Source organism: Cryobacterium algoricola (assembly GCF_004402485.1).
In the GTDB taxonomy this organism is placed as follows: domain Bacteria; phylum Actinomycetota; class Actinomycetes; order Actinomycetales; family Microbacteriaceae; genus Cryobacterium; species Cryobacterium algoricola.
The window spans coordinates 16,796-43,531 of the sequence record NZ_SOFG01000012.1 but is presented as its reverse complement, the minus strand read 5'-3'; the positions used below and the strand labels follow the sequence as shown (position 1 = coordinate 43,531).

Below are 26,736 nucleotides of genomic sequence, written 5' to 3'. Positions count from 1 at the left end.
AGTTGCTAGATTGGTCGTATGACAACACGGGTGGCCATCGTCGGCGTTACGGGCACGATGGGCCGTCTGATCAGCGAGCTCGTCGACCAGAGCGAGGGATACCGGCTGCATGCCGGCCTCGACTCGCGCAGCCCGCTCTCCGACATGCTCGGGGCGGATGTCGTCGTCGACGTCACCCTGCCCGGCGTGAGCCAGAGCGTGGTCGACTTCGCCGTGGACAACGGCATCCGGGTGCTCGTCGGCACCTCCGGCTGGTCCCAGGCGCGCATCACGACGCTCGAGCGACGGATCCGCGGCCGGGAGGACACCGGCGTCGTGATCGTGCCGAACTTCTCGATCGGTTCCGTGGTCGCGACCGCCGTCTCGGCAATGCTCGCCCGGCTCTTCGACTCGATCGAGATCGTCGAGACGCACCAGGCCGCCAAAGTCGACTCTCCCTCGGGGACGGCGGTCCGCACCGCCGAACTCATCGGTCTCGCACGCACGGAGCTCGGCCCGGTCTCAGCACCGCACAACGACCAGCGCGCCCGCGGCCAGCAGGTGTCGAGCGTGCCCGTGCACAGCCTGCGCCTCGACGGCGTGCTCGCCCGGCAGGACGTCATCTTCGGCGGAGCGGGGGAAACCGTCACGATCTCCCACAACACCCTCTCCGCCAACGCGTACAAGCGCGGCATCCTGCTCGCCCTTGACGCGACCCGAACCGCCGTCGGCGTGACCGTGGGCCTCGACCAGGTCGTCGACCTCGGCCTCGGCACGCCCCCCACCCCGCCGGCCGCCATCGTCGCGGTCGCGGCGGAGCCGAACGACTTCGACAGCATCCCCGAGATCGACGCCGACTCCGAGGTCTTCGAATGAAAGGCCGCATCGGCGCCGGCGTGATGGCGATCCTGCTCGCGTTCTACCTGGTGCTCGTCGGCTGGCGTGCGCTGCTCTTCCTGCAGAGCGGCGAGCCGGTCGGCATCGCGATCGGCGTCGCCCTGCTCATCCTGCCCGTGATCGGGGTCTGGGCGCTCGTGCTCGAGCTCACCTTCGGCACGCGCTCGGCCCGGCTCGTACGCCTGCTCGAAGCGAGCGGCGAGCTTCCCGTCGAGACCCTGCCGATCCGCGCGAGCGGGCGCCCGGTCAGGGACGCGGCCGACGCGGACTTCCCGCAGTACCGGGACGCGGTCGACGCGGCACCGGAGGACTGGAAGGCCTGGTTCCGGCTGGGCCTCGCGTACGACGCCGCCGGCGACCGGAAACGCGCCCGCGGCGCCATCCGCACCGCGATCACCCTCGAGCGCGCCGCCGCCTGACCCTCCCCGACAACTCCGTCGAAGTCGTCAGGGCAGCGGATGCCGGGCGCGGGAGATCGTCCAGACGTTGCGGCCGGCGACCCGTTCGAAGTGCACGGAGTCGACGAGCATCTCGATGAGCGCGAGCCCCCTGCCCGACTCCGCGAGGTCGTCCGGGAACGAAGGTGCGCTGAGGATGACCGCCCCTGCCGCCCCGGAGTCGCTGATCCGGGCACTGAGCTCGTGGTCGTCGGCGTGGATCGACAGCACGCACGTGATGCCGGTTCCCGCGGCGGCGTGCTGGATGACGTTGGACGCCAGCTCGACGAGCGCGGTTTCGAACGAGATTCGGTCGATGCCGACGATGTCGGTGTGGGGCTCGAGCACGCGCTGCACGAAGTCCTGCACGGTGTCGATGTCGTCGGGCGGGGTGCTGAGCGCCAGGGTCGGGTCGAAGTCAGTCACGGTAGGCGGTCTCGGCGGTCGCGTGGTTCTGCAGGATGCGGTCGAGATGGGTCAGTTCGAAGACGAGCGCGACCTGCGGCGTCGCGCCGGCGATGCGGAGATCCCCACCGGCCTGCCTGGCGAGCTTCAGTCCGCCGATCAGGGCTCCGAGCCCGGACGAATCCATGAAATCGACCCCACTCAGGTCGACGACGATCCGCACGCTCCCCGCGGTGATCGCGTCGGACACCACCTGCCGCAACAGCGGTGCGGAGACCATGTTGAGTCGGCCGTCCGCGCGAATGGCCGCCACGTCGCCGGCTATCGTTTCAGTCCGGAAATTCATTGGTCTGGGTGCTCCTCTTCTGCGGCCTCAGGGGTGAAGCCTCGATAGGTGGCCGCCTTGAACAACACGCTCAGGACGACAAGGTCGTAGACGGCCCAGAAGATGTTGACCCCGGTGCCGATCGGTTCGGCGCCGTTGACGAACAGGCGCACACAGCCGACGATGATCGCGACGACGAGCAGCACCATCACCGTGAGCTGTGGCTTGATCAGATGCCACTGCGGTCCGGTGTGGGCCTGCCTGGTCTTCGGCGTGACGGCGAAGTTGAGCGGAATGCCGAGCACGACGTTGTTGAAGGCGGTGGTGCAGGCCTCGATCCACACCGGGAACAGGGCGAGGCTGTACTGCTGGCCCCGCCAGGTGGGGATGCCGCGCGCGGCGACGAAGAACAGGAGCTGGTTGGCGACCATGAACGGGATGAACCGCAGGAAGAAGTCCCAGGCGTTGGTGGACACCGGCAGGATCCCGAAGACGAGGAACACGATGGGCGCCGCGAAGTAGACGACCGCCGCATACCCGGAGAGGTAGCTCCACATCGTGGCGAAGTACATCAGGCGCTGCGGCACGCTCATCTTCCACTGCAGCAATGGGTTCTCCCGCAGGAAGACCTGCATGGTGCCCTGGCCCCAGCGCAGCCGCTGCGTGAGCATCGTACCGACGTCCTCGGGGGCGAGCCCGTCCGCGAGGAGCTCGTTGTGGTAGACGCTCTTCCAGCCGAGGCCGTGCAGCCGCATCGACGTGGCCATGTCCTCGGTGACCGAGATGGTGGCGAGCGGCATCACCGGCTGGGCCTCGTGGCCGCGGTCGATCGCGATCGTGTCGAGGGCGGCGCGCACGGCCTCGAGGGCCTTGAACGGTGAAAGCTCGCGGGTCGCCAGCCTCGCGATCGTCTCGTCGACGTCGAGGAGGTACGGCGATTCCGGTCCGCCGCCCAACTCGCCGATCGCGCGCAGGTCGTCCGCGAGCGAGGTCACCTCGCCGACCACAATGCCCGCGGCTGCGGCATCCACCCGCTCGTGCAACGCGAACGTGACCTCTGCGAGCGGCTCGTCGTGGCGGATCGCGGCACGCGCCTGCCGGATCGCGGCGGCGACTTCCGTGAGAGCGTGCGCGACCGCGGGCGTGCGGGCGGCCGGATGCCGGCGGGCACCCCGCACCACCCGGCTCGCGTCGCGGAGCGCGGTGCGCACGGAACTCTCCACTTCGCGCACGTACCCGAGAATGCCGAGGTGCATGAGGGCCTCGCGCCGCAGCACGGCATTCGATCCGCAGAAGAAGGCGGCGTTCCAGCCGTCCTTGCCCTGCTGGATCGGGCCGTAAAACAGGGGGGCCTGGCTGCCGAGCGGGTCCTCGATCGTGACGTTGCTGAAGACCTGCGGGGTCTGCACGAGTGCGACCTTGTCGTCGGTGAAATAGCCCAGGGTGTGGTCGAGGATCTCCGGCCGGGGGATCTGGTCGGCGTCGAGGATGAGCAGGAATTCGCCCTGAGTCTCCATCAGCGCGTTGTTGACGTTTCCGGCCTTCGCGTGGCGAGGCCGGTCGATCCATTCGGTTCCCCGGGAGAGGTAGTCGATGCCCGCTGCTGCCGCTGCCGCCGCGAGCTCCGGCCGGGCGCCATCGTCGAGCACCCAGGTGCGGTGCGGGAAGGTGATCTCCCGCGCGGCGAGTGCGGTCGTCATCACGAGGTCGATCGGCTCGTTATAGGTGGCGATGAGCACGTCGACGGTCGCGTCCGCGGCCGGCGCAGGCGGCGCGGGCCGGGTGTAGGCGCGCCACATCATCATGCCGAAGAGGGTGACGTCGATCAGGCTGTACGTTTCGGCGGCGACGAGGGCCACGGCAATCCACCACGCGTCCCAGTTGAGCGAGAACAGCCAGCGCCAGGCCACGTAGTTGATGCCGAGCGCGAGGGTGAGCACGACCACGATCCGCAGGGTCAGCATCCGGCTCATGAGTGGTCCCCTCTCATCGCGGCACGATCCGGAACAGGAATTTCGTCCTGACCATCACCCAGAGCAGCGCGAGGATGACGACGTATGCGCCGGTGTTCAGCAACACGTTCCCGTCCTGGAGCGCCGGGATGTTGGCCGCGATCAGGGCGAAGAACACGTGCATGATGAAGACGTAGAGGGTCGCCTGCCCGAGCGGGATGAGGAACCAGCCGATGGCCCGCCGGATCGGGCGCCAGTATGCGCTGACAAGGGCGTAGAGGCTGACGACGACGAGCATCACGTTGAGCAGGCGACCGGGCTCGAGGTTCGTGCGTCCGAAGTACGCGCCGTAGACCGACCGGAAGAACGCGTCAGGCACGAGTCCGAGCCGAACCGAGTATGCGCTCGGGAGATACGGGTTGCTCCAGGAGAACAGCATCAGCGCGGTCGCGAGCAGCACGATCACTGCGGCGGCCACGAGGCCCCACCTCGAGGCGAACCAGCGGAGCAGGGCCAGGCGGTGGTACCCGGCAACGATTCCCGTGACGAAGAGCACCTGCCAGGTCAGCAGCGGGAACGAGTCCTCGAACTCGGAGGGGAACAGGCGCACCCCCGCGAGCGTGTTGAACGCGTACACACCCCAGCTGAGCGCGAGCACCGGCACCCACCACCGCTTCGACAGCGCCCACAGCACGAGCGGGCAGACGAGGAGCAGCACGACGTAGAGGCCCATCACGTTGAACTGCCACGGCCCGAGTCGGAGGAGCGCCAGATCGAGGAGGATGTGCGGGTTCACCGGGTAGGTCAGGAGCTGCCCGGCGTTGGCGTAGAGATCGTAGACGTGGCCTGATGCCGAACTGCCGCGCGCCCCGGTGCCCTCGTCGGTGAATGTCGTGAGGTAGTCGGCGTTGACGAAGGGCAGCCGGCTCACCGCGAAGATCAGGATCACCACGCCGAGGGCGGTGTAGTACAGCTTCCAGGCGCGCCGGCCGGTTCGGATGACCACCTCGCCGATACCGCTCGTGGCGATCCTGGGCCGGTAGACCATGCCGAGCACGACGCCGGCGAACAGCACGAACAGCTCGGCGCCGGAGACGATTCCGATGGCCTCCTGGGTGATTTCCTGGAACAGGGAGACCAGGCCGATGTGGTTGACCACGACGAAGACGATCGCGAGGCCGCGCATCAGGTCGATGCGCAGGTCCCGGTTCGCGGGGCCGTCGTAGCTCGGCGCCGACCGGCCGGGTCTGCCGGGTCTGCCGGGTCTGCCGGGTCGGCTGGGTCTGCCGGGCCGGCCACGCCGGGCGACCGCGAGCGCGAACAGTACCGTGACCGCGACGACGACGAGCGCGGCCACGAGCCAGGCCCACCAGCCGCCGATGGTCAGCCCCGGGCCGGTGGCGGATGCTCCGGCCTCGTTCGTCGTCGGCGCGAACAGCGGGCCGAGCGTGAGGTCGCTCGCGGCGCGGTCGGTAGCGAAGGCGGCCCTGGTGCTGTCGCCGAGCGTCACACTCCAGTCGACGAAGGTGCCGCCGACGACCGCACGGGTCGCCGTGGTGTCCTGCCAGAGCACGGCCTTGAGCGTGGCGTACCGCGGGTCGGCGACGGCGGCGAAGACCTGGCGCCACCAGTTCTGCTTGACCGCGAGTTCGCCGGGGCCGCCCGCCGAGGGGCTGTAGAACGCCGCGGTCTCGAGGAGGAAGGGCTTGCCGGTCGCCGTCGAGTACCGGCCGAAGAAGTCGTCGCCGCCGGCGGAATCCGCGCCGGCGGCATCCGCGGCGGGGGAGCCGAGGCGGGCGACCAGCTCGCCGTCGCGCGGAACGGTGTTGCGCGCATCGCCGCCCGCGGTGTCGTCGTGATAGACCGAGAGCCCGACCCAGTCGGCGACGGCGCCGGGAAAGTAGGGCGCGTATGGGTCGTCGGCGCCGTCGACGGAGCCGTCCCGGTTGGTGTCGAGCTCGCGGAGCGTGTCGGTATCTGCGGCCCGGGTCCCGGTGAAGGGATACCCGCCGCCCCAGTTCGGCGACCACACCATCACGGCGCCGGGCAGACGGCGGTGCACGGCGTCTGCAACGGCCGCGAAGGCCTGGCGGTATGCGGAGGGCTGCTGCCCCCACGGCACCCAGGTGCTGTTCATGTCAGGCGCGAAGCGCAGGTACAACGGTTCGGTGCCGGTGCCCCGCGCGGCCGCGATTCCGTCGACGAGCCGGGCTGCGGCATCCGCGTCGATCGACGGCAGCGGCACCGTCGGGCGGATGGTGAGTAACGCGAGGGAACCGGCACCGTTCGTCTTCTGCAGGAATTGGGCGCTGTAGCCCGTGTCGGCGCCCGACATCGGCATCGACACGGAGTGCTCGTAGAAGGCGCTCGGGGAGCCGAGGCGGGACGCCTGCTCGGCAGGGCTGTCACTGCTCCAGTCGAGGATCGAACCGAAGTACGCTCCGGTGGCCGGCTCGACGCTGACGGGAGCGCCGTCCGCCGCGGGTGCAGGCGTCGCCGTCACGGGGGGCGTCGGCGCAGGTTCCGGTGTCGCCGTTGCCGTGCCCGTGGCCGAGGGTGTGGGGGCGGCGCGTGCAGCCGTGGCAGGCAGGGCCAGGGGAAGTGCCAGCGCCAGAGCCACGGCAAGCGCTGCGGTCGCCCGTCGCACAGGGGATCGGGAGGCGCGTGCTCTGGAGACCTGCACCCGCTACCCCCGACGTCTAGCCCGACGGCCTCCCGCGATTGTGGTGCGACCCGTGCCTCAGCGTAGCGGAAAACGAGAAAAAATCACCCCCGGATGGGGGTGATGTGGCGGCGACATCACCCGGCGGGGCCCGCCAGCCGGGTCACCCCTCGGCGAGCATCGCGTCGACGGCTTCGGCGACCGTGCCGTGCCGGAACACGAAGCCGTCGCCCTGTAGCAGGGCACTGCTGACCCGCTGGTCGGCGAGGAGCAGCTGGCGGGCGGCGTCGCGGAGTGCGAGCGTGAGCGCGAACTCGGGCACCGGCAGGAAGAAGGGGCGGTGCAGTGCGACCGTCACGGCCCGGATCACGTCGTTCGCCGAGGCCGGAGTCGGACCGGCCAGGTTGACCGGGCCGCTGAGGGTGGAGCCGAGCAGGTGCACGATCGCGGCGGCCTCGTCGTGCAGGCTGATCCACGGCCAGTGCTGGGTGCCGTGGCCGAGCGGACCGCCGAGGCCGAGTTTGACCAGGGGAAGCAAGGGTTTCAGCGCTCCGCCGCGCGCGATCACGAGTCCGGTGCGAAGCAGGACGACGCGGGTCGGCGCCGGCGTGCGCAGGGCCTCGGCCTCCCAGGCCTCCACGACCGCGGCGAGGAAGTCGTCGCCGGGCGCCGAACGTTCGGTGAGGATCTCGCCGGGCCGGTTGCCGTACACGCCGACGGCCGAGCCGCTCAGCAACACGGCCGGCGGGGTGGGACTCCTCCGGATCGCTTCGACGAGAGTGCGGGTCGCGTGGGTCCGGGAGGCCAGGATTTCGGTGCGGTAGCCGTTCGTCCACGGCAGCCGGGCGAGCGAGGCGCCGGAGAGGTTGACGACCGCGTCGACCCCGTCGAGGGCCGTGGGGTCGATGTCGAAGACGGCGGGGTCCCAGGTGACTTCGTCCGGCCCGGCCGCCGGGTGCCGCACGAGCCGGGCGACGGTGTGCCCGGCCTCGCCGAGCTGGCGGACGAGTTCGGTGCCGATCAGCCCGGAGGCTCCGGCGATCAGTACGCGCATCGGGTGCCGGCGCCTAGGCCAGTTCCGCTTCGATCGTGATGGGGATCCCGGCGAGGGCCTTCGAGACAGGGCAGTTCGCCTTCGCGTCCTCGGCGAACGCGGCGAACTGCTCCTCGGTGAGACCGGGCACGCTCGCACTGACGAGCAGGTGGCTGCCGACGATGCCGACGCCGGCCTCGAACGTCACGGCAGCGGTCGTCTGGATGTTCTCCGGCGTGTGCCCGGCCGCGCCGAGCCCGTTCGCGAGGGCCATCGAGAAGCACGCGGCGTGCGCGGCACCGAGCAGTTCCTCGGGGTTGGTGGTGTTCGGGCTCCCGACACTGCGGGCCTTCCAGGTGACCGGGAATTCTCCGGCGTGGGAGGAGTCGAGTGAGACGGTGCCATGGCCGGACTTCAGGTCTCCGGTCCAGACGGTTGACGCTTCGCTGGTCAGTGCCATGGTGTTACCTCCTGGGTGTGAAACCCCCAGCCTAACCGGGCATCCGCCCCCGGGGACAGGGTCAGTCTGGGAGTTGGCAGGGAGCCCGGTCCAGGAGCCTCAGGCTGCGGCGGGGGAGCGGCCGAGCAGGCCGGCGCGCACGAGGAGCAGGTACATCTGGCAGCCGAGGCAGTAGTCGAAGACCGCGTTGAGGAAGGCCGCGACGAATGCGAGGGCCGCCGCGACGCCGACGGCGGGCGCGAGACCGAGGAGTCCGAGCACGACCCCGACCGCGGTGACGAAAAGGCCGACGCCCTGGGCGAAGGTGGGCGGTGCCGGGTTCTCGAGTTCGGCGGGCGCGGCGAGGCGTGGGCGCACGAATCGCTTGAACAGCCAGCCGTACGGGTGCCGCCCGACGCCGGCGAACGCGCCCCAGGCGAAGAGCGCGGCGAGAACGGCGAGCAGGGAGAGGGCGGCAACGGATGCCCCGGTCAGGGCGAGGAAGACCACGACAAGCAGGAGCACGGCCGTGATGGCGGCGCTGAAGCGCGGACCCCGCGGATCGATCGGTCTGCGTGTGCGCGGGGGCGGTGCGCTCGCCGGATTCGCCGGGTTCGGGAAGTTCGGGAGGGAATCACTGGGCATGGGGGCTCCCTGACAGGGTCGATGAGGGGGTGCGGCTCTCCGGTGCGGGCCCGGCGAGTTGGTCGAGGTGGCGGATGACGTCGGTCCGGTGCGGCGGACCCCCGACGCGGGCGTGCAGCCGGCCGGCGCCGTCGAGGATCAGGGTGGTCGGGGTCTGCAGCACTCCGAAGCGGGCGGCCAGGTCGGCTCGATGGGTGAGATTGACGTCGAGATGGGTGACTCCGGTGCGACCGTCGGCGATGCCCGACAGGAGCCGGTTCGTGCCGGGGCAGCGCGCACAGTGCTCCGTGGAGAACTGGACGAGGGTGGCCGCGGCGCCGAAGGGGACCTGACTGCCGACATCCGCAGGGGTCAGCACGGTCGTTTCGGTGTCGGCCACGTCACGGATCACTCCCTGGCGCGAGCGATAGACGAGGCCGAGCGCGGTCGCGACCGCGACGAGGGCGACCAGGACGAGTGCGGCGCCGAGCGGGTTCATGGGCTCGACGTTACGCGGTACTTCAGCGGGGAATCTTCGTGTGACGAGAGATGACGGACGGTACCCCCCGTTAGGGTGGTATTCGTGCCTTACACTCCCCGGGCGCGTCCCGCCCACGCGCTCCGCCTGTCCGCCGCTTTCGGCGCGGTCGTCAGCGTCGTAGCGCTCCTCGCCGGCTGCACAGCGGCGCCGGACTCCGTGCCTCCGACGGTCTCCTGCGCGGTCACAGCGACGGCCGACCTGGTGCCGCACGCGGGCGTTCTGTTCGGGGTCAACCTGGACTGGGGCGCCGAGACCCTCGCCGAATTCAGCGGTTCCGGCCTTCGTCCCGCGGTCGCCGTCTCCTTCTCCGGCCTGCCGATGAGTGCGGATGACCGCGCCAACGTCGGGGCCGCAGCGGGACAGGTGCTCTCCAACGGCGGCGAACTCCTGCTCACCCTCGAACCGCGCGCGGGCCTCGCCGCCATCACCCCTGCCGTGGCCGACGACCTGGGCGCCCTCCTCGGCGCGCTGAACAACCGCGGCGTGCCCGTCGTGGTGCGCTTCGCCCACGAGATGAACGGGTCCTGGTACGAGTGGGGCCAGCAGCCCACGGAATATGTCGCGGCCTTCCGCAGGGTCGCGGACGCCGTGAAGCGGGATGCCCCGGGTTCCGCGATGATGTGGGCGCCGAACTACGGCGGCGGCTATCCCTTCGCGGGCGGCGCGTATGCGGCCACGCCGGGAACGGCCGACTTCACCGCCCTCGACACCGACGGAGACGGCACGCTGACCATCAGGGACGACCCCTACCTGCCGTACTACCCCGGCGACGACGTGGTGGACTGGGTCGGCATGTCCCTGTACCACTGGGGGTCCGCGTACCCCTGGGGCGAGGACGAGCTTCCGGAGCCCGGCAAGTTCGCCGCTCAGCTCACCGGAACCTACGTCGGACTCGCCGGAGACGAGACCGCCACGCCCGACTTCTACGGCGTCTACGGCGATGGTCACGGCAAGCCCGTCGCGATCCCGGAGACAGCGGCGCTCGTCGTGTCCGGGGGAGACCCGGCCCTGGAACTGGCGATCAAGCAGGCGTGGTGGCGCCAGGTCTTCTCGGCAGACACGGCGACGAGATTCCCGAGGCTGCACATGATCAACTGGTTCGAGTGGGAGAAATACGAGACCGAGATCGGGGCGCGCGTCGACTGGACGCTCGCCCGGAGCACCGCGGTCCGGGCGGCGTTTCTCCGCGACCTTCCGGACTGGCTGATCTTCGGGCATCCCGACGAGTCCTGCGCCCAGAAGGCCGGTTAACCCCGCCGGGACTGCCGCCGGACGTCGGCAAGGCGATAGCCTGTCCACGTGTCTATGTCTGAGAATCCGTTCGGCCAGGTCCTCGTCGCCCTGGTAACTCCCTTCACCGCCGACGGCGAGGTCGACTGGGCGGGCGTGGCGAAGCACATCGATGACGTCATCACGGCGGGAGCCGACGGCATCGTCGTCACCGGCACCACGGGGGAGACCTCGACCCTCACCGACGCGGAGAAGCTGCGCCTCGTCGAGGTCGGCAAGGACGTCGCGGCGGGCCGAGCGAAGATCATCACCGGCGGCGGCTCGAACGAGACCGCGCACGCGATGCAGCTCGCCCGGCAGAGCGAGAAGGCCGGCGCCGACGGCAACATGATCGTCACCCCGTACTACAACAAGCCCACCCAGGCCGGCATCCTCACCCATTTCCGGATGATCGCCGACGCGACCGACCTGCCCGTGATCCTCTACGACATCCCCGGCCGCACCGGCGTCGCGATCGCATACGAGACGCTGCTCCGCGCCGCGAAGCACCCCAACATCCTCGCGGTCAAGGACGCCAAGGGCGACCTCGCCCAGGTGAGCCGGGTGCTCAACCAGACCGACCTGATGTATTTCTCCGGCGACGACCCGAACGTGCTCCCGCACCTGTCGATCGGCGCGACCGGCCTGATCGGCGTGACGGCGAACATCGCGGCGACGCCGTACCGGCAGATGGTCGACGCCGTCAACGCCGGCGACCTGAAGACCGCCACCGCCGCCCACAAACAGCTCGAGCCGCTCGTGCGCGCCGTGATGACCCACGTGCCCGGTACCGTCGCCGCCAAGTACATCCTGCACGGCCTCGGGCGCATCAAGAGCCCCCGCGTGCGGCTGCCCCTCGTCGGCCCCGAGGAATGGGAAGCCGCCGAGATCGAGGACGAGATCGACCTCGTCAAGAACATCCCCGGTGTGGACTTCTCCAACTTCCGCCCGGACCGCAATGCCGCAGCCGGCGGGGCCCTGCCCCAGATCGCCGGAACCACCCGCTAGCCAGCACACCGAACCACGAGGAGGGCCCATGCCCATCGACGTCTACGAACCGGCCACACTCGAACCGGGAACGCTCCGGATCATCCCGATCGGCGGCCTCGGCGAGATCGGCCGGAACATGACGTCGTTCGAGATCGACGGCAAGATCCTGATCGTCGACTGCGGCGTGCTGTTCCCCGAGGAGCACCAGCCCGGCGTCGACCTGATCCTGCCGGACTTCAGCCCGATCCGGGACCGGCTCGACGACATTCTCGGCGTGGTGCTGACGCACGGGCACGAGGACCACATCGGTGCCGTGCCGTACCTGCTCAAGCTGCGGGCGGACATCCCCCTGATCGGCTCGGGGCTCACGCTCGCGTTCATCGAGGCCAAACTCAAGGAACACCGGATCGTGCCGTACACGCTGCAGGTCGCCGAGGGGCAGACCGAGCGGCTCGGCCCGTTCAACCTCGAGTTCGTCGCGGTCAACCACTCCATCCCGGATGCCCTCGCCGTGGCGATCAAGACCGCGGGCGGCACCGTGCTGCACACCGGCGACTTCAAGATGGACCAGCTCCCGCTCGACCACCGGCTCACCGACCTGCGCGAGTTCGCGCGGCTCGGCACAGAGGGCGTCGACCTGTTCCTCGTCGACTCCACCAACGCGGATGTCCCCGGCTTCACCGCCTCGGAGCGGCTGATCGGTCCCGTCCTCGACGACGTCATCGCCAGGGCACCGCGCCGCGTCATCGTCGCGAGCTTCTCGAGCCACGTGCATCGGGTGCAGCAGGTGCTCGACGCCGCACACGCCAACGGGCGCCGGGTGGCCCTGCTCGGCCGCTCCATGGTGCGCAACATGACGATCGCCGCAGACCTCGGCTACCTGACCGTGCCGGAGGGAGTGCTCGTGGACTTCAAGAAGGCCGGCAGCATCCCGGACGACAAGATCGTCTACATGTCGACCGGTTCCCAGGGCGAACCGATGGCCGTGCTCGCGCGGATGGTCAACCAGGACCACCAGGTCGAGGTCGGCCCCGGCGACACCGTGATCCTCGCGAGCTCGCTCATCCCGGGTAACGAGAACGCGGTCTACCGCATCATCGACGGCCTGACCAAGCTCGGCGCCAACGTCGTGCACAAGGGCAACGCCAAGGTGCACGTCTCCGGCCACGCCGCCGCGGGCGAGCTCACCTACTGCTACAACATCCTCAAGCCGAAGAACGTGCTCCCGGTGCACGGCGAATACCGCCACCTCGTCGCCAACGCGAAGCTCGCCGCCGAGACCGGCGTGCCGCCGGAGAACGTCATCCTCGCCGAGGACGGCACCGTGCTCGACCTCAGGGACGGCGTCGTGCGGAAGGTCGGCCAGCTCGACCTCGGCTACGTCTACGTCGACGGCTCGACGGTCGGCGAGATCACCGAGGCCGACCTCAAGGACCGGCGCACCCTCGCCGAGGAGGGCTTCATCTCGATCATCATCGTCGTCGATGCCAAGACCGGCAACGTCATCGTCGGCCCGGAGATCCACGCGAAGGGCTTCGCGGAGGACGACTCGGTCTTCGACGCGGTGCTGCCCAAGATCCGGGCGGCGCTTGCCGAGGCCGCCGAGAACGGGGTGCGCGACCCGCATGCGCTGCAGCAGATCGTGCGCCGCACGGTCGGCCGCTGGGTCAATGTGACCTTCCGCCGCCGCCCGATGATCGTGCCGCTCGTCATCGAGGCCTAGCCCGGAATCCGCGCCGGCGACGGCCGCCATCCGACGTGAAGTCGGAGAAATCTGGGACACGCCGTGAGCGCGGGCAGGGATGCCGGCGTGTCGCGAAAATCTCCGACTTTGCGTTTCACCCACGAGAGCAGCACGCCCGGCGCACGCCCGGCGCACGCCCGGCGCACGCTCGCGGGCACGAAGGCGCGAGGCGCGGGATGCCTGATCGTGAGGCATTTCGCGCAAACCGCGCACGGCATCCGTTTCACCCGTAGGATCGACCCAGCGTCGCCTGCGGCGCGTAACCGAAACGGGGGCTCCGGTGCACGTAGCGCGAGTGTGGATATTTCCGATCCTGCGATTGCTGGTGATCGCCGCGATCGCCGTGGCGCTCGTCAAAGTCGCGTTCTTCCCTGACACCGCGGTCGCCGACGACCCGGCCCAGCCGAGCGCAGAGCTCATCGAACCGCAGCTGCCGGTCAGCCTCGGCACGATCACGAACGACGTCGTCGTGCCGGGTACCGTCAACGCCGACCCGGCCGTCCCGGTGCGGGCCACCGCACTCGGCACCGTCGACGAGGTGTTCGCCACGGTCGGCCAGACGGTCGCGAACGGCGACAAGCTCTACGACATCAAGGTCGAGACGCCCCGCGACCCGGTCGAGTCGACGGATGCCGCCGGTCAGGTCACCGTGACCCAGCCCAAGCCGGCCGTCACGTTCGTCAAGGTCCTCGCGACCGCGGCGGGCACTGTCAGTTCGCTCACCGTGATCCACGGCCAGTCCGTCGCGATCGGCGACACGACGGGACAGCTCGCCCCTCCCACGTTCTCGGTGAGCGGTTCGCTCAGCCCCGAGCAGCAGTACCGGCTGGTGAACCGGCCGACCGAGGCATCCATCGCCATCACCAACGGCCCCGCGCCCTTCACCTGCACCGGGCTCAGCATCACGACCCCGCTCGCCGGCGCCGGCGGGGGCGGCGGAACCGGCACGGACGGGGCCACCGGATCGTCGGGCTCGGCAGGGTCGGCCGGCGGCGGAACGACCACGACCGTGAGCTGCGCGGTTCCGGCCGGCGTGACGGTCTTCCCCGGCCTCGCAGCGCAGATCACCCTCGCAGGCGGCAAGGCGGAGAACGTGCTCGTGGTGCCGACGACCGCGGTCAAGGGGTCCGCCGAAACCGGCATCGTCTGGTTCGTGCTGCCGGACGGCGGCACGGAGGAACGCCCCGTCACCCTCGGCCTGACCGACGGGACCAACGTCGAGGTGCGCACCGGCCTCGTGGCCGGCGACCTGATCGACCAGTTCGTGCCCGGCGCCGTCGATCCGGCAACCGACGGGTGCCAGGTGCTCCCGGACGGGAGCAAATTCTGCTCAGCCCCCGGCGTCTCCGCCGGAGTCGCGGGATGACGCTCCTCCACCTCGAGGGCGTCACCCGCACGGTGAGGCTGATCGACGCTCCGCCGTTGACTATCCTCAGCGGGGTCGACCTCGACGTCGCTGTCGGCGACCGCGTCTCCATCGTCGGCCGATCCGGCTCGGGAAAGTCCACCCTGCTGAACCTGCTCGGGCTGCTCGACAACCCCACGACCGGCGTGATGCTCTTCGACGACCGGCCCGTGCAGTCGTTCTCGAGCAGCCACCGCGACCGGGTCCGCGGCCGCGACGTCGGCTTCATCTTCCAGCAGTTCAACCTCCTGCAGGGCCGCACCGCCCTCGAGAACGTGATGACGCCGCTGCTCTACGCCGAGGGCCGGGCGTTCTGGCAGCGTTCCCGGATCGCCGCGGAGATGCTCGACCGGGTGGGCCTCGGCCACCGGCTGACCGCCCTGCCGGACAAACTCTCCGGCGGCGAGCAGCAGCGGGTCGCGATCGCGCGCGCGCTGGTCCGCAGCCCCCGGCTGATCCTCGCCGACGAGCCCACCGGGGCGCTCGACCTCGAGACCGGCGCTGCCGTGATGACCCTGCTCGACGAGGTCGCGACCGACTCCGGCGCCGCCCTCGTCACGATCACCCACGACCCGAACATCGCGGCGACCGCCACCCGGCACCTCCGCCTCGACGGCGGCGGGCTCCGCCCGGTGCACGACCCCGTGCGCGACCGTGCGCATGACCCTGCGCTGGACGCGGTGCGCGGCACGGCGCCGGCCACGATGCCGGACGCGATGCTCGCATGAACCGGGTCGTGAGCAACCTCGTCGGCTCCTTCGTCGAGGCCTGGCAGGAGCTGCGCATCCATCGCACCCGGGTGCTGCTTTCCCTGGTCGGCGTCGCCGTCGCCGTGTGCGCGATCACGACCGTGGTCGCGCTCGGTTCGGTGGCGCAGCAGGCCACCGTCGAACAGAGCGAGCGGCAGGGCGGCCGGCCGGCGAGCCTGTCGATGCAGATCTCGCAGAGCGACGGCACGGCACCGGACTCCGCCGCGATGCAGGCGCTCTGGGAGACCGAGCTCGCGCGATACCGGGTCGGTCACGCGAGCAGGCTCGTGCAGACCAGCCAGCTCGTGCAGTTCAGGGACGGCGCCGCGCAAGTGCAGATCCAGGGCGTCGACCCCGCTTACGGCACCATGCACCGGATCCGCCTCCTGCACGGCGACTGGTTCACGGCCGCAGACGCCGACCGGCTGGCCCCGGCCGTCCTCGTGAACTCGGTCTTCTATGACCGGATCGGCCGGCCGGACCTCCGCACCCATCCGACGACCACCCTGCTCGGGACCCAGAACGCCACGGCCGTGATCACGGGCGTGTACCAGGCCACGGCCTGGGACAACGCGCCGGCGATGTACATGCTCGCGGACGCCGTGCAGGCGCTCGGCCCGGCGGACACCCTCGCCCTGCGCGGATCCGGCCAGCCCCCGAGCTATGAGCTCTGGGTGCCGCCGGCACTCGCGGAGGACCTGCGCGCCGCACTGACCAGGGACGTGCAGGGCGCGCTCGGAAGCACGGCGAACGTGCAGGTCTACCGGCAGGACTACGCCGCGTACAGCGGAGACAACCCGTACCTGCCGCTCCAGCTCGTGGTCGGGGGAGTCGCACTGCTCGTCCTCCTGCTCGGGGCGCTCGGCCTGGTGAACATCGCCCTCGTCACCCTCAAGCAGCGGATCCGGGAGATCGGCATCCGGCGCAGCTTCGGCGCAACCGCCGGCCGGGTCTTCTTCTCCGTGATGATGGAGAGCGTCGTCGCGACCATCGTCGCAGGCGTCGTCGGCGTGATCGCCGCCGTGCTGATCGTCACGAATCCCCTCGTCGAGGGCTTCATCGGCCAGGGCCAGGTGACCGACTTCCCGCCGTTCCCGGTGGAAGCGGCGGTGCTCGGCCTCGTCTGCGCAACCGCGGTCGGCGCGCTCGCCGGCCTGCTGCCCGCGCTCGTGGCCGTGCGGGTCAAGGTGATCGACGCCATCCGCTACTGAACGCAGCCCGGCGCACCTGCCCGGCGCACCTGCCCGGTGAGTCGGGCCGCGACGACGACCGCGTGGGCTCGCGCGGAATCGGCGGCTCGGCGGTACCGTGGACTCCATGGCCACGAGCACTAAGTCGACCGGGCGCGCCCGCACCACGCCGGCGCGCGGTACACCCGCGCGCAAGCCGGCTGCCCGCACCACCGCCCAGAAGACGGTCAAGTTCTCCGCCGCGGAGACCGAACCAGGCCTCTTCGTGCGTTCCTGGCTCGCCCTGGCCCACGTCGCCGGCGCCGCCGCGCGCGCGCTCGGCCCCGAAAAACTCTCCAAAGAGGAACGCCGCGACGGCCTCCCGTTCTTCCTCGTGCTGCTCGCCGTCGCCGGCGCGGTCGTGGAATGGTTCCTGATCGACAACGCCGTCGCCCGTAACTTCGACGCGTGGACCTTCGGCGGGCTGTTCGGCCGGGTCGCGTTCGCGTTGCCGGTGATCCTCTTCGTCTTCGCGATCTGGCTGTTCCGTAAGCCCAGTTCCGTGCACGACAACGGGCGGATCGGCATCGGGCTGAGCCTGCTGCTCGTCTCCGTCTCCGGGCTCTGCCACGTCTACGGCGGCCAGCCGACGCCCACCCAGGGCATGAACGTGCTCGCACTCTCCGGCGGTGTGATCGGCTGGATGGTCGCGGCCCCGCTGATCGCCCTTACGACCGCCATCGGCGCCACCGTCATCATCATCCTGTTGCTCGCCCTGAGCCTTCTCATCATCACGAAGACCCCGCCGAACCGGATCGGCCAGCGGTCGCGCGAGCTCTACGCCTGGCTGTTCGGCGCAGAGCTCTCCACGGAGGACGAGCGCGCGGCGGCGAAGACCGCGAAACTCGAGCGCGCCGAGAAGACCGCCCAGGTCGAACTCGACGGCGTCGACGGCGAGCCGGACGGCAACAGCGCCCTACCCTGGTGGCGCCGCAACAACAGCAAGCGCGAGGAAGATCCCGACTTCGGCGGCGCCCTCGTGTCGGATGCCGGTGCCCACGGCCCGAAGAAGGGCGCCGGCGGGTCGGGGGACGGCGACGATCCGCTCAGCACCCTGCTCGGCGGCGACGGACGCGGCGGCTTCGACAGCGCCATCGCCCCGGCGGACGGTTCCCCGGTGCCCACTCCGGCGACGCCGTTCTCGGTCGGGCTGTCCGGCGGCGGTGCCGGCGGCGACCACTACGGCACCGAGGTGCTCGAGGACCTGCTCCGCGCAGAGGACGCCATCAAGCGTTTCACCGGTGAGATCGACGTGACGCGCGGCTCGGACTTCGGCCTGCACGACGACGAGGCGACCGGAGGCCCGGGGTCCGCGGCGGCCGCAGGACTCACCGAAGTACTTCCCGGGCTCGACGGCCTCGCAGGGGCGACCGGTGCTGTTCCCGGCGAGGACGGGCATCCGCTGCACCCGGACACCGGCGACCACCCGGCCGTGCCCTACGAGCTGCCCTCGAACACGACCCTGACCGCCGGACCTCCCGCGAAGGCACGTTCCGCGGCGAACGACGTGATCGTCACCTCGATCACCGAAGTGCTCACCCAGTTCCAGGTCGACGCCCGGGTGACCGGGTTCTCCCGCGGCCCGACCGTCACCCAATACGAGATCGAACTCGGCCCCGGCGTCAAGGTCGAGCGGGTCACCGCCCTCAGCAAGAACCTGTCGTACGCGGTCGCGTCCAACGAGGTGCGGATCCTCTCGCCGATCCCCGGCAAGAGCGCGATCGGCATCGAGATCCCGAACACCGACCGCGAAATCGTCACCCTCGGCGACGTGCTCCGCTCGGCGGCGGCCACGAACAGCACCCACCCGATGACCATCGGCGTCGGCAAGGACGTCGGCGGCGGCTTCGTCGTAGCCAACCTCGCCAAGATGCCCCACCTCCTCGTCGCCGGTTCGACCGGTTCTGGCAAGTCGAGCTTCGTCAACTCGATGATCACGAGCCTGCTGATGCGCGCCCAGCCGAGCGACGTGCGCATGGTGCTGATCGACCCGAAGCGGGTCGAGCTCGCCGCATACGCCGGCGTGCCGCACCTCATCACCCCCATCATCACGAGCCCGAAGAAGGCCGCCGAAGCGCTGCAATGGGTCGTCAAAGAGATGGACATGCGCTACGACGACCTCGCGAGCTTCGGCTTCCGCCACATCGACGACTTCAACAAGGCCGTCGTCGGCAACGAGATCGTGCTCCCGGCCGGGAGCGCCCGCACCCTCAAGCCGTACCCGTACCTCCTCGTCGTGGTCGACGAGCTCGCGGACCTGATGATGGTCGCCCCGCGCGACGTCGAAGACTCGATCGTGCGGATCACCCAGCTCGCCCGCGCCTCCGGCATCCACCTCGTGCTCGCCACCCAGCGCCCGAGCGTCGACGTCGTCACCGGCCTGATCAAGGCCAACGTGCCCTCCCGGCTCGCATTCGCGGTGACGAGCGTCACCGACTCCCGGGTCATTCTCGACCAGCCGGGCGCCGACAAGCTCATCGGCCAGGGCGACGCGCTCTTCCTGCCGATGGGCGCATCCAAGGCCATCCGCGTGCAGGGGGCCTGGGTCAGCGAGGCCGAGATCGAGCGGGTCGTCAAGCACGTCACCCAGCAGGCCCGCCCCGACTACCGGCCGGATGTCTCGATGGCCGCTCCCCGCAAGGAGATCGACTCCGACATCGGCGACGACCTCGAGGTGCTCCTCGCCGCGGCCGAACTCGTCGTCTCCACCCAGTTCGGCTCGACCTCGATGCTGCAGCGGAAGCTGCGGGTCGGCTTCGCCAAGGCCGGCCGTCTGATGGACCTGCTCGAGTCCCGCGAGATCGTCGGCCCCTCGGAGGGCTCGAAGGCCCGCGACGTGCTTGTCACCGTCGAACAGCTGCCGAGCGTGCTCGCCCTGCTCCGCGGCTCCGACGACGAGCACCACGCCGCGACGGCCGCCAGGCAGGCCAACGCCGCCCACGACGCGGATGCCCGCTCCGACTCCCAGCCCGACCCGCGCTATGCAGGCGACCCGGTCGCGAAGATGAGCGAGGGCTACCCTGAGGAAGAGGCATCGTCTGCAGACGAGGATGCCTGGAACCTCACCGGCAGGGACTGATCATGGCCACAGCATCCGAACCCGTCGCACGCCCGAGCAACTGGAACCTGCCCAACCTGATCACGGTCGTGCGGATCCTGCTCGCCCCGCTGTTCATCTGGATGCTGCTCGCCGACGCCGGCCAGGACGGCGCGCTGCGCTGGGCCGCCGCAGTGCTGTTCATCCTCGCGATCGCGACCGACGGCATCGACGGCGCGATCGCCCGCAAGCACAACCTCGTCACCGACCTCGGCAAGCTGCTCGACCCGATCGCCGACAAGGTCCTCACCGGGGGAGCGCTCGTCGCCCTGTCGATCCTCGGCGAACTGTGGTGGTGGGTCACGATCGTGATCCTCGTCCGCGAGCTCGGCATCACTGCCTTCCGCTTCGTGATGCTCCGCGACCGGGTCATCCCGGCCTCCCGCGGCGGCAAGCTCAAGACCATCATGCAGTCTGTCGCGATCTCGCTCTTCCTCGTTCCGCTCTGGCTCGTGCTCGGCGACTGGATCCACTGGGTCAACTACGCGGCCATGTCCGTCGCGTTCGTACTGACCGTCTCGACCGGCATCGACTACCTCGTCGCCGCCCGGCGCGTTGCGCGCCAGTCCCGGCACGACGACTGACCCGCCGTGACCGACGCAACCGATGTGCCCGACGTGCCCGATGCGGATGACCCCACCGCGTCCCTGATTGCCGAACTCACCCGCCGGGGCCTCACCATCGCCGTCGCGGAGTCCCTGACCGGGGGAGCGCTCGCGGCCGAACTCATCAGGATTCCCGGGGCATCCGTCGTCGTCGCCGGCGGCATCGTCGCCTACCAGACCGAACTCAAGCACACCCTCCTCGGCGTCGACCCGGCACTCCTCGCCGCCAACGGACCGGTCGACCCCGAGGTCGCGCGCCAGATGGCCGCGGGATCACGCAGACGGCTCACCCTCGGCGGTCGGAGCGCGGATATCGGCGTCTCGACGACCGGCGTCGCCGGCCCGGACCCCCAGGGCGGCCGTCAACCGGGAACGGTCTACCTCGGCCTGTCGATCGGGACGGAAACCTCGGCGGTGGCGCTCGACCTCACCGGTGACCGGGCCGCGATCCGGGCGAAAACAGTACGGGCGGCCGTCGAAGCTGTGCGTGCGCTGATAGCCACGTTACCGACGGAATAGTTCGCGTAAACGCTGGGTTACACAGTACATATTCACAAGCAAACCCCAGTCGTTCTGGGTAGTCTGCAGGAGTCGGCTGGATGTAGTACTGTTGTCCATCCGTCACCGGTATGACCCAAATAGTTGTACCTAATAAGTACGAGAAGGAGGTTCCGATGATTCTTGTGCGACAGGAAATCGGCGATGTGCTCAGGGACTTCCGACTGCAGAAAGGGCGCACACTGCGTCAGGTTGCCAGCAAGGCCAGCGTGGCCCTGGGCTACCTGAGCGAAGTGGAGCGCGGCCAGAAGGAAGCGTCATCCGAGATTCTGGCGTCCGTCGCCGACGCGCTGGACACCCCGATCTCGGTCATCATGCGTGAGGTGGGAGACCGCCTCGCCGTCATCGAGGGAATCGATCGTTTCCCCGACACCGTTCCCGACGAGCTCGTCGCGACGTACGACACCGGCATGATGGTTCGTTGACCCCGGGCCTCCCCATCCCCTCCTTCCCCTCCGACCAGGTGGCTTCGTGAGACTCAGTGAATTCCGTCAGGCGCTGAAAGACGAATTCGGTGAGTCCTACGGTCGTGTGCTGACCCGCGACCTCGTGCTGACCTCGCTCGGGAACACCGCCGACCAGGCCCTGGCCGGCGGTGTTCCGGCGCGCGACGTCTGGCTCGCCCTCTGCGCCGAGACCGACGTGCCCAAGAGCCGATGGTTCGGCGCCGGCGTGCCCGCGCCGCGCCCCTAGGGCGCCCGCCCTCCTTTCCCTCCTTACTTCGACGACGCGGCCGTTTCGGCGCGTCGGTGCTCGAATACGTGTTCGACCTTTGGTAGGCTCCTCACCAGCAGGAGTCAGTGCAGAAGTGTCCACCGTCGTCGCGCTTCCCGATCAATGTCGGGGGTGCGGCGTACAGTCGCCTTCGTCAGTGACAGACAGCGAATGCCTTGTCCCAGAGCACGCACCGGGGTCCTCCCGGTGAGTGTGTCGCGACAGCCTATAGGCGCCGAAACGCACGACCGAAGGAGACCCACCATGGCATCAGCAGCAGACCGCGAGAAGGCGCTCGACACCGCGCTCGCCCAGATCGACCGCCAGTTCGGCAAGGGCTCGATCATGCGCCTCGGCAGCGACGACCGGGCACCGGTCGAAACCATTTCCACCGGCTCGATCGCCCTGGACGTGGCCCTCGGCATTGGCGGGCTCCCGCGCGGGCGCATCGTCGAGATCTACGGACCGGAGTCCTCCGGTAAGACCACGCTCACCCTGCACGCCATCGCCAACGCCCAGAAGGGTGGCGGCATCGCCGCGTTCATCGACGCAGAGCACGCCCTCGACCCCGACTACGCGAAGAAGCTCGGAGTCGACATCGACGCCCTCCTCGTCTCCCAGCCCGACACGGGGGAGCAGGCGCTCGAAATCGCCGACATGCTCGTGCGCAGTGGCTCGATCGACCTCATCGTCATCGACTCCGTCGCAGCCCTCGTGCCCCGCGCCGAGATCGAGGGCGAGATGGGTGACTCCCACGTCGGTCTCCAGGCCCGGCTGATGTCCCAGGCCCTCCGCAAGCTCACCGGTGGGCTCAGCCAGACCAACACCACGATGATCTTCATCAACCAGCTCCGCGAGAAGATCGGTGTCTTCTTCGGCAGCCCCGAAACCACCGCCGGCGGCAAGGCCCTCAAATTCTACGCCTCGGTTCGCCTCGACATCCGCCGGATCGAGACCCTGAAAGACGGCACGGAAGCCGTCGGTAACCGCACGAGGGTCAAGGTCGTCAAGAACAAGATGGCGCCGCCCTTCAAGCAGGCCGAGTTCGACATCATCTACGGCATCGGCATCTCCCGCGAAGGCAGCCTGATCGACTTCGGTGTCGAACACGGCATCGTGAAGAAGTCCGGCGCCTGGTACACCTACGACGGCGACCAGCTCGGGCAGGGCAAGGAGAACTCCCGTAACTTCCTGCTGAAGAACCCGGACATGGCCAACGAGATCGAGAGCAAGATCCTCTTCAAGCTCGGCATCTCACCGGAAGGCGCAGCCGCCAAGAAGGCCGCCGCCGCCGCGGAAGCCGCGACCGAGCTCGCCGCGAAGGAAGCCGCGACAGCAGCCCGTGCGGCCGCAGGAGCAGACGTCAGCCAGCCGAAGACCACCCAGGCACGGCTCGCCGCCCGGAAGGGCGCCTGAGCATGGTGCATTTCGAACCGAAGGATGAGCCGGACATCGCTCCGGACATCGCTCCGGACATCTCTCCGGCCGTCGGCGGGGCGACCGGGGCCCCGGCCAAGCGTCGCGGCAAGCTCGCGACCGTGAGCTACCTGCCGGGGGCGCAGTCACCGGCTGCCGACGATTCCGGAGCGGAGGGTGCCGATGGCGCCGTCCAGACCGGTGACGCTTCCGACGGCGGTGCTGCCGACGGCGGTGCTGCCGAGACCGAGGCCGAGACCGAACACGCCGAACAGGTCCTGTTGCAGCGGCTTCGCGCCCGCTCGCTGTCCATCTCGGAGGCCCGTGGGGTGCTCGTCGGGCTCGACCTTCCGGAGAGCGAGATCGAAGAGATCGTCGAACGGTTCATCCGTCTCGACTATCTCGACGAGGCGAAGCTCGCCGAGCAGATCGTCTACAGCCAGCACGAGCGCAAGGGTCTCGGGCGCTCCGGCGTCCAGGCCGAGATGCGCCGCCGCGGCCTCGACAAGGAACTCATCGCGGACACCATCGACGCGATGCCCGACGACGAGACCGAACGGGCCATCGAGGTCGCGATCAAGCGCGTGCAGCAATTGGGCCGTCTCGACGACCGCACCATCGATCGCCGGCTCAACGCCTTCCTGATGCGCAAGGGCTACCCGTCCTCCGTGGTGCGCGAGGCGGTTCAGGCCGCTCTCGACTCGCGCAACGGCGGCGGGGACTCCTCGGGCGTGCGGTTCCGCTAAACCCGTCCGGCGCGGACCGCCCGGCGACCGCGGAATGCTGCACCGCCGGGTGCACGGGCGCGGTCGCGTAAACTGGAGTCACTATGACTTTGAGCACGCAGACCCTGATCGCGCCGTCGCCGGCGGCCCGCGACGACGACGGCCGGGCGCGCACCTACGAGGTGCGCACCTTCGGCTGCCAGATGAACGTGCACGACTCCGAACGGCTGAGCGGTTCTCTCGAGGCCGCCGGGTACGTTCCCGCCGACGGAGCAGAGGCCGACATCGTCGTGCTGAACACCTGCGCGGTGCGGGAGAACGCCGACAACAAGCTCTACGGCAACCTCGGCCAGCTCGCGTCGATCAAACGGCGTCACGCCGGCATGCAGATCGCCGTCGGGGGCTGCCTCGCCCAGAAGGACAAGGACGTCATCCTCGGCAAGGCGCCCTGGGTCGACGTCGTCTTCGGCACCCACAACATGGGTGCACTGCCGAGCCTGCTCGAACGCGCCCGGCACAACGGTGAGGCCCAACTCGAGATCCTCGATTCCCTCGAGACCTTCCCCTCGACCCTGCCGACCAAGCGCGACTCGAGCTACAGCGGCTGGGTGTCCATCTCGGTCGGCTGCAACAACACCTGCACCTTCTGCATCGTCCCCGCCCTGCGCGGCAAGGAGAAGGACCGTCGCCCGGGTGAGATCCTCGCCGAGATCCAGGCTCTCGTCGACGACGGCGCCATCGAGGTCACCCTGCTCGGCCAGAACGTCAACTCCTACGGCGTCGAATTCGGCGACCGCCTCGCCTTCGGCAAACTCCTCCGCGCCGCCGGGAAGATCGAGGGGCTCGAGCGCATCCGCTTCACGAGCCCGCACCCCGCCGCGTTCACCGACGACGTCATCGAGGCTATGGCCGACACCCCCGCCGTGATGCCGCAGCTGCACATGCCGCTGCAGTCCGGCTCCGACCGGGTGCTCAAGGCCATGCGCCGCTCCTACCGCTCCGAGCGATTCCTCGGCATCCTCGACCGGGTCCGGGCGCGGATGCCCGAAGCCGCGATCAGCACGGACATCATCGTCGGTTTCCCCGGCGAGACTGAGGAGGATTTCCAGGACACCCTCCGGGTCGTCGAGCGGGCACGGTTCGCGACGGCGTTCACGTTCCAGTATTCGATCCGCCCGGGTACTCCGGCGGCCGAGATGGCCGACCAGGTGCCCAAGGAGATCGTCCAGGACCGCTACGAGCGCCTCGCGGCGCTGCAGGAGCGGATCTCCTGGGAGGAGAACCAGGCCGTGATCGGCCGGGAGGTCGAACTGCTCGTCGCGAACGGTGAGGGCCGCAAGGACTCCGACACCCACCGGATGAGCGGGCGTGCCCCCGATAGCCGCCTCGTGCACTTCGACGTGCCCGAGGGCTCGGAGCGCCCCCGCCCCGGAGACCTCGTCACCGTGACGGTGACCGAAGCGGCGCCGTTCCACCTGATCGCCGATTCCCGGGACGGGGCTCCGCTGCGCATCCGCCGGACCACGGCCGGCGACGCCTGGGACCGTGCAGAAGCGGATGCCTGCGGTGTGCCGAGCCATGCCGGAGCCTCAGCGGGCGGTGCCGTCTCGCTCGGGATGCCCACCCTCGGCCTCCGTCCCACCGCCCCGCACCCGACCCCGCAGGCCGCCTCACACCCGACCCCGCACCCCGTTTCGCAGGCCGTCTCGCACCTGACCCCGCAGGCAACCCCGGCCTCCGCGGCGACCCCGGGTCCCGTGTCCGCCAGTCCGGCTCCGGCCGGACGGATCCCTGCGGCCAACGCGAGCTCCACCGTTCCGATCTACGCCGTCGATGACGGTGAGCGCTAACCGGGTGCTCGTCGTCATCGTCGGACCGACCGGCACCGGCAAGAGCGAGCTCTCCCTCGACCTAGCTGAGAGTCTCGGTGCTGAGGGCACCCCGGCCGAAATCGTCAATGCCGACGCCATGCAGCTCTACCGCGGAATGGACATCGGCACCGCCAAGCTCGGCGCCGACGACCAGCGCGGCATCCCGCACCATCTGCTCGACGTGCTCGCCGTGACCGACGAGGCCGCCGTCGCCCGGTACCAGACCGAGGCCCGGGCCGCGATCGAGGACATCACGGCCCGCGGCGCCGTGCCCATCCTCGTCGGCGGATCGGGACTCTACGTGTCCTCCGTGGTCTACGACTTCCAGTTCCCGGCCACCGATCCGGTGCTGCGTGCCCGGCTCGAGGCTGAACTCGTCGAGCAGGGCCCCGGCGCGCTCTATGCGCGCTTGAAGCTCGTCGACCCCGGCGCCGCCGCCCGCATCGGCGCGAGCAACGGCCGTCGCCTCGTGCGCGCGCTCGAGGTCGTCGAACTCACCGGTGCGCCGCACCTCGCGGCGCTACCGGGAGAACCCGTCTACTGGCGCCCGGCCGTGACCCTCGGCCTGCGGGCGCCCCGCGAGGAACTCACCGCGCGACTCGACGCCCGCGTCGACCGGATGTGGTCCGCCGGCCTCCTCGACGAGGTCAGCGGCCTCATCCCCGCCGGCCTCGAATCCGGGGTGACCGCGAGCCGCGCCATCGGCTACGCGCAGGCGCTCGGCCAGCTCAGCGGCCGGCTCAGCCAGGCCGAGGCGATCGAGCAGACCCAGCAGCTGACCCGTCGTTACGCCCGCCGTCAGGTCAGCTGGTTCAAGCGCTCACCGGATACGCACTGGATCGACTACGACGCCCCCGACCGCGTCGCGGCCGCCCGCTCACACCTCTGACCCCGCACTGATCCGACGGAGAATCTGCGATTTACGTAGGTCGGGCGGCGTGTGAAGGGCTTTCCGGACAGAATCTCCGTCGAATCGGTTCGGGCAGCGGATGCCGGGCGCGGGCCGTCGGACTGCGGGAGCAGCCTTCCGGCATGGCCGGTACCGGTGGCAGGCACGGGTGGGCCGGGCC

25 protein-coding genes are annotated in these 26,736 nt (G+C 69.8%); 17 read left to right on the top strand and 8 right to left on the bottom strand.

The window, feature by feature from the left end; genetic code table 11:
• The first annotated feature begins 18 nt into the window (after window positions 1–18).
• Window positions 19–855, top strand: coding sequence for a 4-hydroxy-tetrahydrodipicolinate reductase (gene dapB / locus E3O44_RS11650; protein ID WP_134534946.1), 837 nt, complete (start codon window positions 19–21; stop codon window positions 853–855).
• Entirely contained in the window at window positions 852–1,295 is a 444-nt protein-coding gene (locus tag E3O44_RS11645; protein WP_134534945.1) for a tetratricopeptide repeat protein, read from the top strand. Before dapB ends, E3O44_RS11645 begins: the two co-directional genes overlap by 4 nt.
• Window positions 1,296–1,322: 27 nt before the next feature.
• On the opposite strand, the gene E3O44_RS11640 is transcribed toward E3O44_RS11645, so the two are convergent.
• The 8 genes from E3O44_RS11640 to E3O44_RS11600 all read right to left on the bottom strand — a co-directional run bounded on the left by E3O44_RS11640 (window position 1,323) and on the right by E3O44_RS11600 (window position 9,252).
• Window positions 1,323–1,739 (bottom strand): ATP-binding protein, encoded by a 417-nt coding sequence (locus tag E3O44_RS11640; protein ID WP_166792634.1) that lies wholly within the window; start codon window positions 1,737–1,739, stop codon window positions 1,323–1,325.
• A complete protein-coding gene (locus E3O44_RS11635) occupies window positions 1,732–2,064 on the bottom strand; it encodes an STAS domain-containing protein (RefSeq protein WP_134534943.1) in 333 nt (110 codons plus the stop codon). Before E3O44_RS11635 ends, E3O44_RS11640 begins: the two co-directional genes overlap by 8 nt.
• Window positions 2,061–4,016: a glycosyltransferase gene (locus tag E3O44_RS11630; protein WP_134534942.1), complete on the bottom strand. Its 1,956-nt coding sequence runs from the start codon at window positions 4,014–4,016 to the stop codon at window positions 2,061–2,063. The genes E3O44_RS11635 and E3O44_RS11630 overlap by 4 nt, the downstream gene beginning before the upstream one ends.
• A gap of 13 nt (window positions 4,017–4,029) precedes the next feature.
• Window positions 4,030–6,498 (bottom strand): OpgC family protein, encoded by a 2,469-nt coding sequence (locus E3O44_RS11625; RefSeq protein ID WP_166792633.1) that lies wholly within the window; start codon window positions 6,496–6,498, stop codon window positions 4,030–4,032.
• 322 nt (window positions 6,499–6,820) lie between these two features.
• Window positions 6,821–7,711 (bottom strand): TIGR01777 family oxidoreductase, encoded by an 891-nt coding sequence (locus tag E3O44_RS11615; protein ID WP_134534940.1) that lies wholly within the window; start codon window positions 7,709–7,711, stop codon window positions 6,821–6,823.
• 13 nt (window positions 7,712–7,724) lie between these two features.
• Window positions 7,725–8,150 (bottom strand): OsmC family peroxiredoxin, encoded by a 426-nt coding sequence (locus E3O44_RS11610; RefSeq protein ID WP_134446935.1) that lies wholly within the window; start codon window positions 8,148–8,150, stop codon window positions 7,725–7,727.
• Window positions 8,151–8,249: 99 nt separating this feature from the next.
• Window positions 8,250–8,774 (bottom strand): DUF4395 domain-containing protein, encoded by a 525-nt coding sequence (locus E3O44_RS11605; protein ID WP_134534939.1) that lies wholly within the window; start codon window positions 8,772–8,774, stop codon window positions 8,250–8,252.
• Window positions 8,764–9,252 (bottom strand): TlpA family protein disulfide reductase, encoded by a 489-nt coding sequence (locus E3O44_RS11600; RefSeq protein ID WP_134534938.1) that lies wholly within the window; start codon window positions 9,250–9,252, stop codon window positions 8,764–8,766. Before E3O44_RS11600 ends, E3O44_RS11605 begins: the two co-directional genes overlap by 11 nt.
• Before the next feature lie 84 nt (window positions 9,253–9,336).
• Between E3O44_RS11600 and E3O44_RS11595 the strand changes: the two genes are divergently transcribed.
• From E3O44_RS11595 to miaA, 15 genes are all read left to right on the top strand, one after another.
• Window positions 9,337–10,545, top strand: a complete 1,209-nt coding sequence (locus E3O44_RS11595) for a glycoside hydrolase family 26 protein (RefSeq protein WP_241976291.1) — start codon at window positions 9,337–9,339, stop codon at window positions 10,543–10,545.
• Between the two features lie 48 nt (window positions 10,546–10,593).
• Window positions 10,594–11,571 (top strand): 4-hydroxy-tetrahydrodipicolinate synthase, encoded by a 978-nt coding sequence (dapA, locus tag E3O44_RS11590; protein ID WP_134534937.1) that lies wholly within the window; start codon window positions 10,594–10,596, stop codon window positions 11,569–11,571.
• A 28-nt stretch (window positions 11,572–11,599) separates the two neighbouring features.
• Window positions 11,600–13,276: a ribonuclease J gene (locus tag E3O44_RS11585; RefSeq protein ID WP_134534936.1), complete on the top strand. Its 1,677-nt coding sequence runs from the start codon at window positions 11,600–11,602 to the stop codon at window positions 13,274–13,276.
• A 316-nt stretch (window positions 13,277–13,592) separates the two neighbouring features.
• Complete coding sequence (locus tag E3O44_RS11580; RefSeq protein WP_174775075.1) at window positions 13,593–14,663, top strand: permuted SH3 domain-containing protein; 1,071 nt, start codon at window positions 13,593–13,595, stop codon at window positions 14,661–14,663.
• The gene (locus E3O44_RS11575) at window positions 14,660–15,430 is read left to right on the top strand and encodes an ABC transporter ATP-binding protein (RefSeq protein WP_134534935.1); all 771 of its coding nucleotides are present in this window, start codon (window positions 14,660–14,662) and stop codon (window positions 15,428–15,430) included. The genes E3O44_RS11580 and E3O44_RS11575 overlap by 4 nt, the downstream gene beginning before the upstream one ends.
• Window positions 15,431–15,438: 8 nt before the next feature.
• Window positions 15,439–16,662 (top strand): ABC transporter permease, encoded by a 1,224-nt coding sequence (locus tag E3O44_RS11570; RefSeq protein WP_241976290.1) that lies wholly within the window; start codon window positions 15,439–15,441, stop codon window positions 16,660–16,662.
• A gap of 106 nt (window positions 16,663–16,768) precedes the next feature.
• On the top strand, window positions 16,769–19,759 hold the full coding sequence (locus tag E3O44_RS11565) for an FtsK/SpoIIIE family DNA translocase (protein WP_134534933.1): 2,991 nt from the start codon (window positions 16,769–16,771) through the stop codon (window positions 19,757–19,759).
• Window positions 19,760–19,761: 2 nt separating this feature from the next.
• Window positions 19,762–20,361, top strand: coding sequence for a CDP-diacylglycerol--glycerol-3-phosphate 3-phosphatidyltransferase (gene pgsA / locus E3O44_RS11560; RefSeq protein WP_134534932.1), 600 nt, complete (start codon window positions 19,762–19,764; stop codon window positions 20,359–20,361).
• 6 nt (window positions 20,362–20,367) lie between these two features.
• Window positions 20,368–20,901, top strand: a complete 534-nt coding sequence (locus tag E3O44_RS11555; protein WP_241976289.1) for a CinA family protein — start codon at window positions 20,368–20,370, stop codon at window positions 20,899–20,901.
• A gap of 155 nt (window positions 20,902–21,056) precedes the next feature.
• On the top strand, window positions 21,057–21,365 hold the full coding sequence (locus E3O44_RS11550) for a helix-turn-helix domain-containing protein (RefSeq protein ID WP_134446949.1): 309 nt from the start codon (window positions 21,057–21,059) through the stop codon (window positions 21,363–21,365).
• Between the two features lie 46 nt (window positions 21,366–21,411).
• Window positions 21,412–21,633: a DUF3046 domain-containing protein gene (locus tag E3O44_RS11545; RefSeq protein ID WP_134446951.1), complete on the top strand. Its 222-nt coding sequence runs from the start codon at window positions 21,412–21,414 to the stop codon at window positions 21,631–21,633.
• A 285-nt stretch (window positions 21,634–21,918) separates the two neighbouring features.
• The gene (gene recA, locus E3O44_RS11540; RefSeq protein WP_134534931.1) at window positions 21,919–23,070 is read left to right on the top strand and encodes a recombinase RecA; all 1,152 of its coding nucleotides are present in this window, start codon (window positions 21,919–21,921) and stop codon (window positions 23,068–23,070) included.
• A gap of 2 nt (window positions 23,071–23,072) precedes the next feature.
• Window positions 23,073–23,816: a regulatory protein RecX gene (locus E3O44_RS11535; RefSeq protein WP_134534930.1), complete on the top strand. Its 744-nt coding sequence runs from the start codon at window positions 23,073–23,075 to the stop codon at window positions 23,814–23,816.
• Between the two features lie 83 nt (window positions 23,817–23,899).
• Window positions 23,900–25,645: a tRNA (N6-isopentenyl adenosine(37)-C2)-methylthiotransferase MiaB gene (miaB, locus tag E3O44_RS11530; RefSeq protein WP_166792632.1), complete on the top strand. Its 1,746-nt coding sequence runs from the start codon at window positions 23,900–23,902 to the stop codon at window positions 25,643–25,645.
• Window positions 25,629–26,555 carry a tRNA (adenosine(37)-N6)-dimethylallyltransferase MiaA gene (gene miaA / locus E3O44_RS11525; RefSeq protein ID WP_134534929.1) on the top strand — a complete coding sequence of 309 codons (927 nt, stop codon included), beginning with the start codon at window positions 25,629–25,631 and terminating at the stop codon, window positions 26,553–26,555. Before miaB ends, miaA begins: the two co-directional genes overlap by 17 nt.
• The last annotated feature ends 181 nt before the right edge of the window (window positions 26,556–26,736 follow it).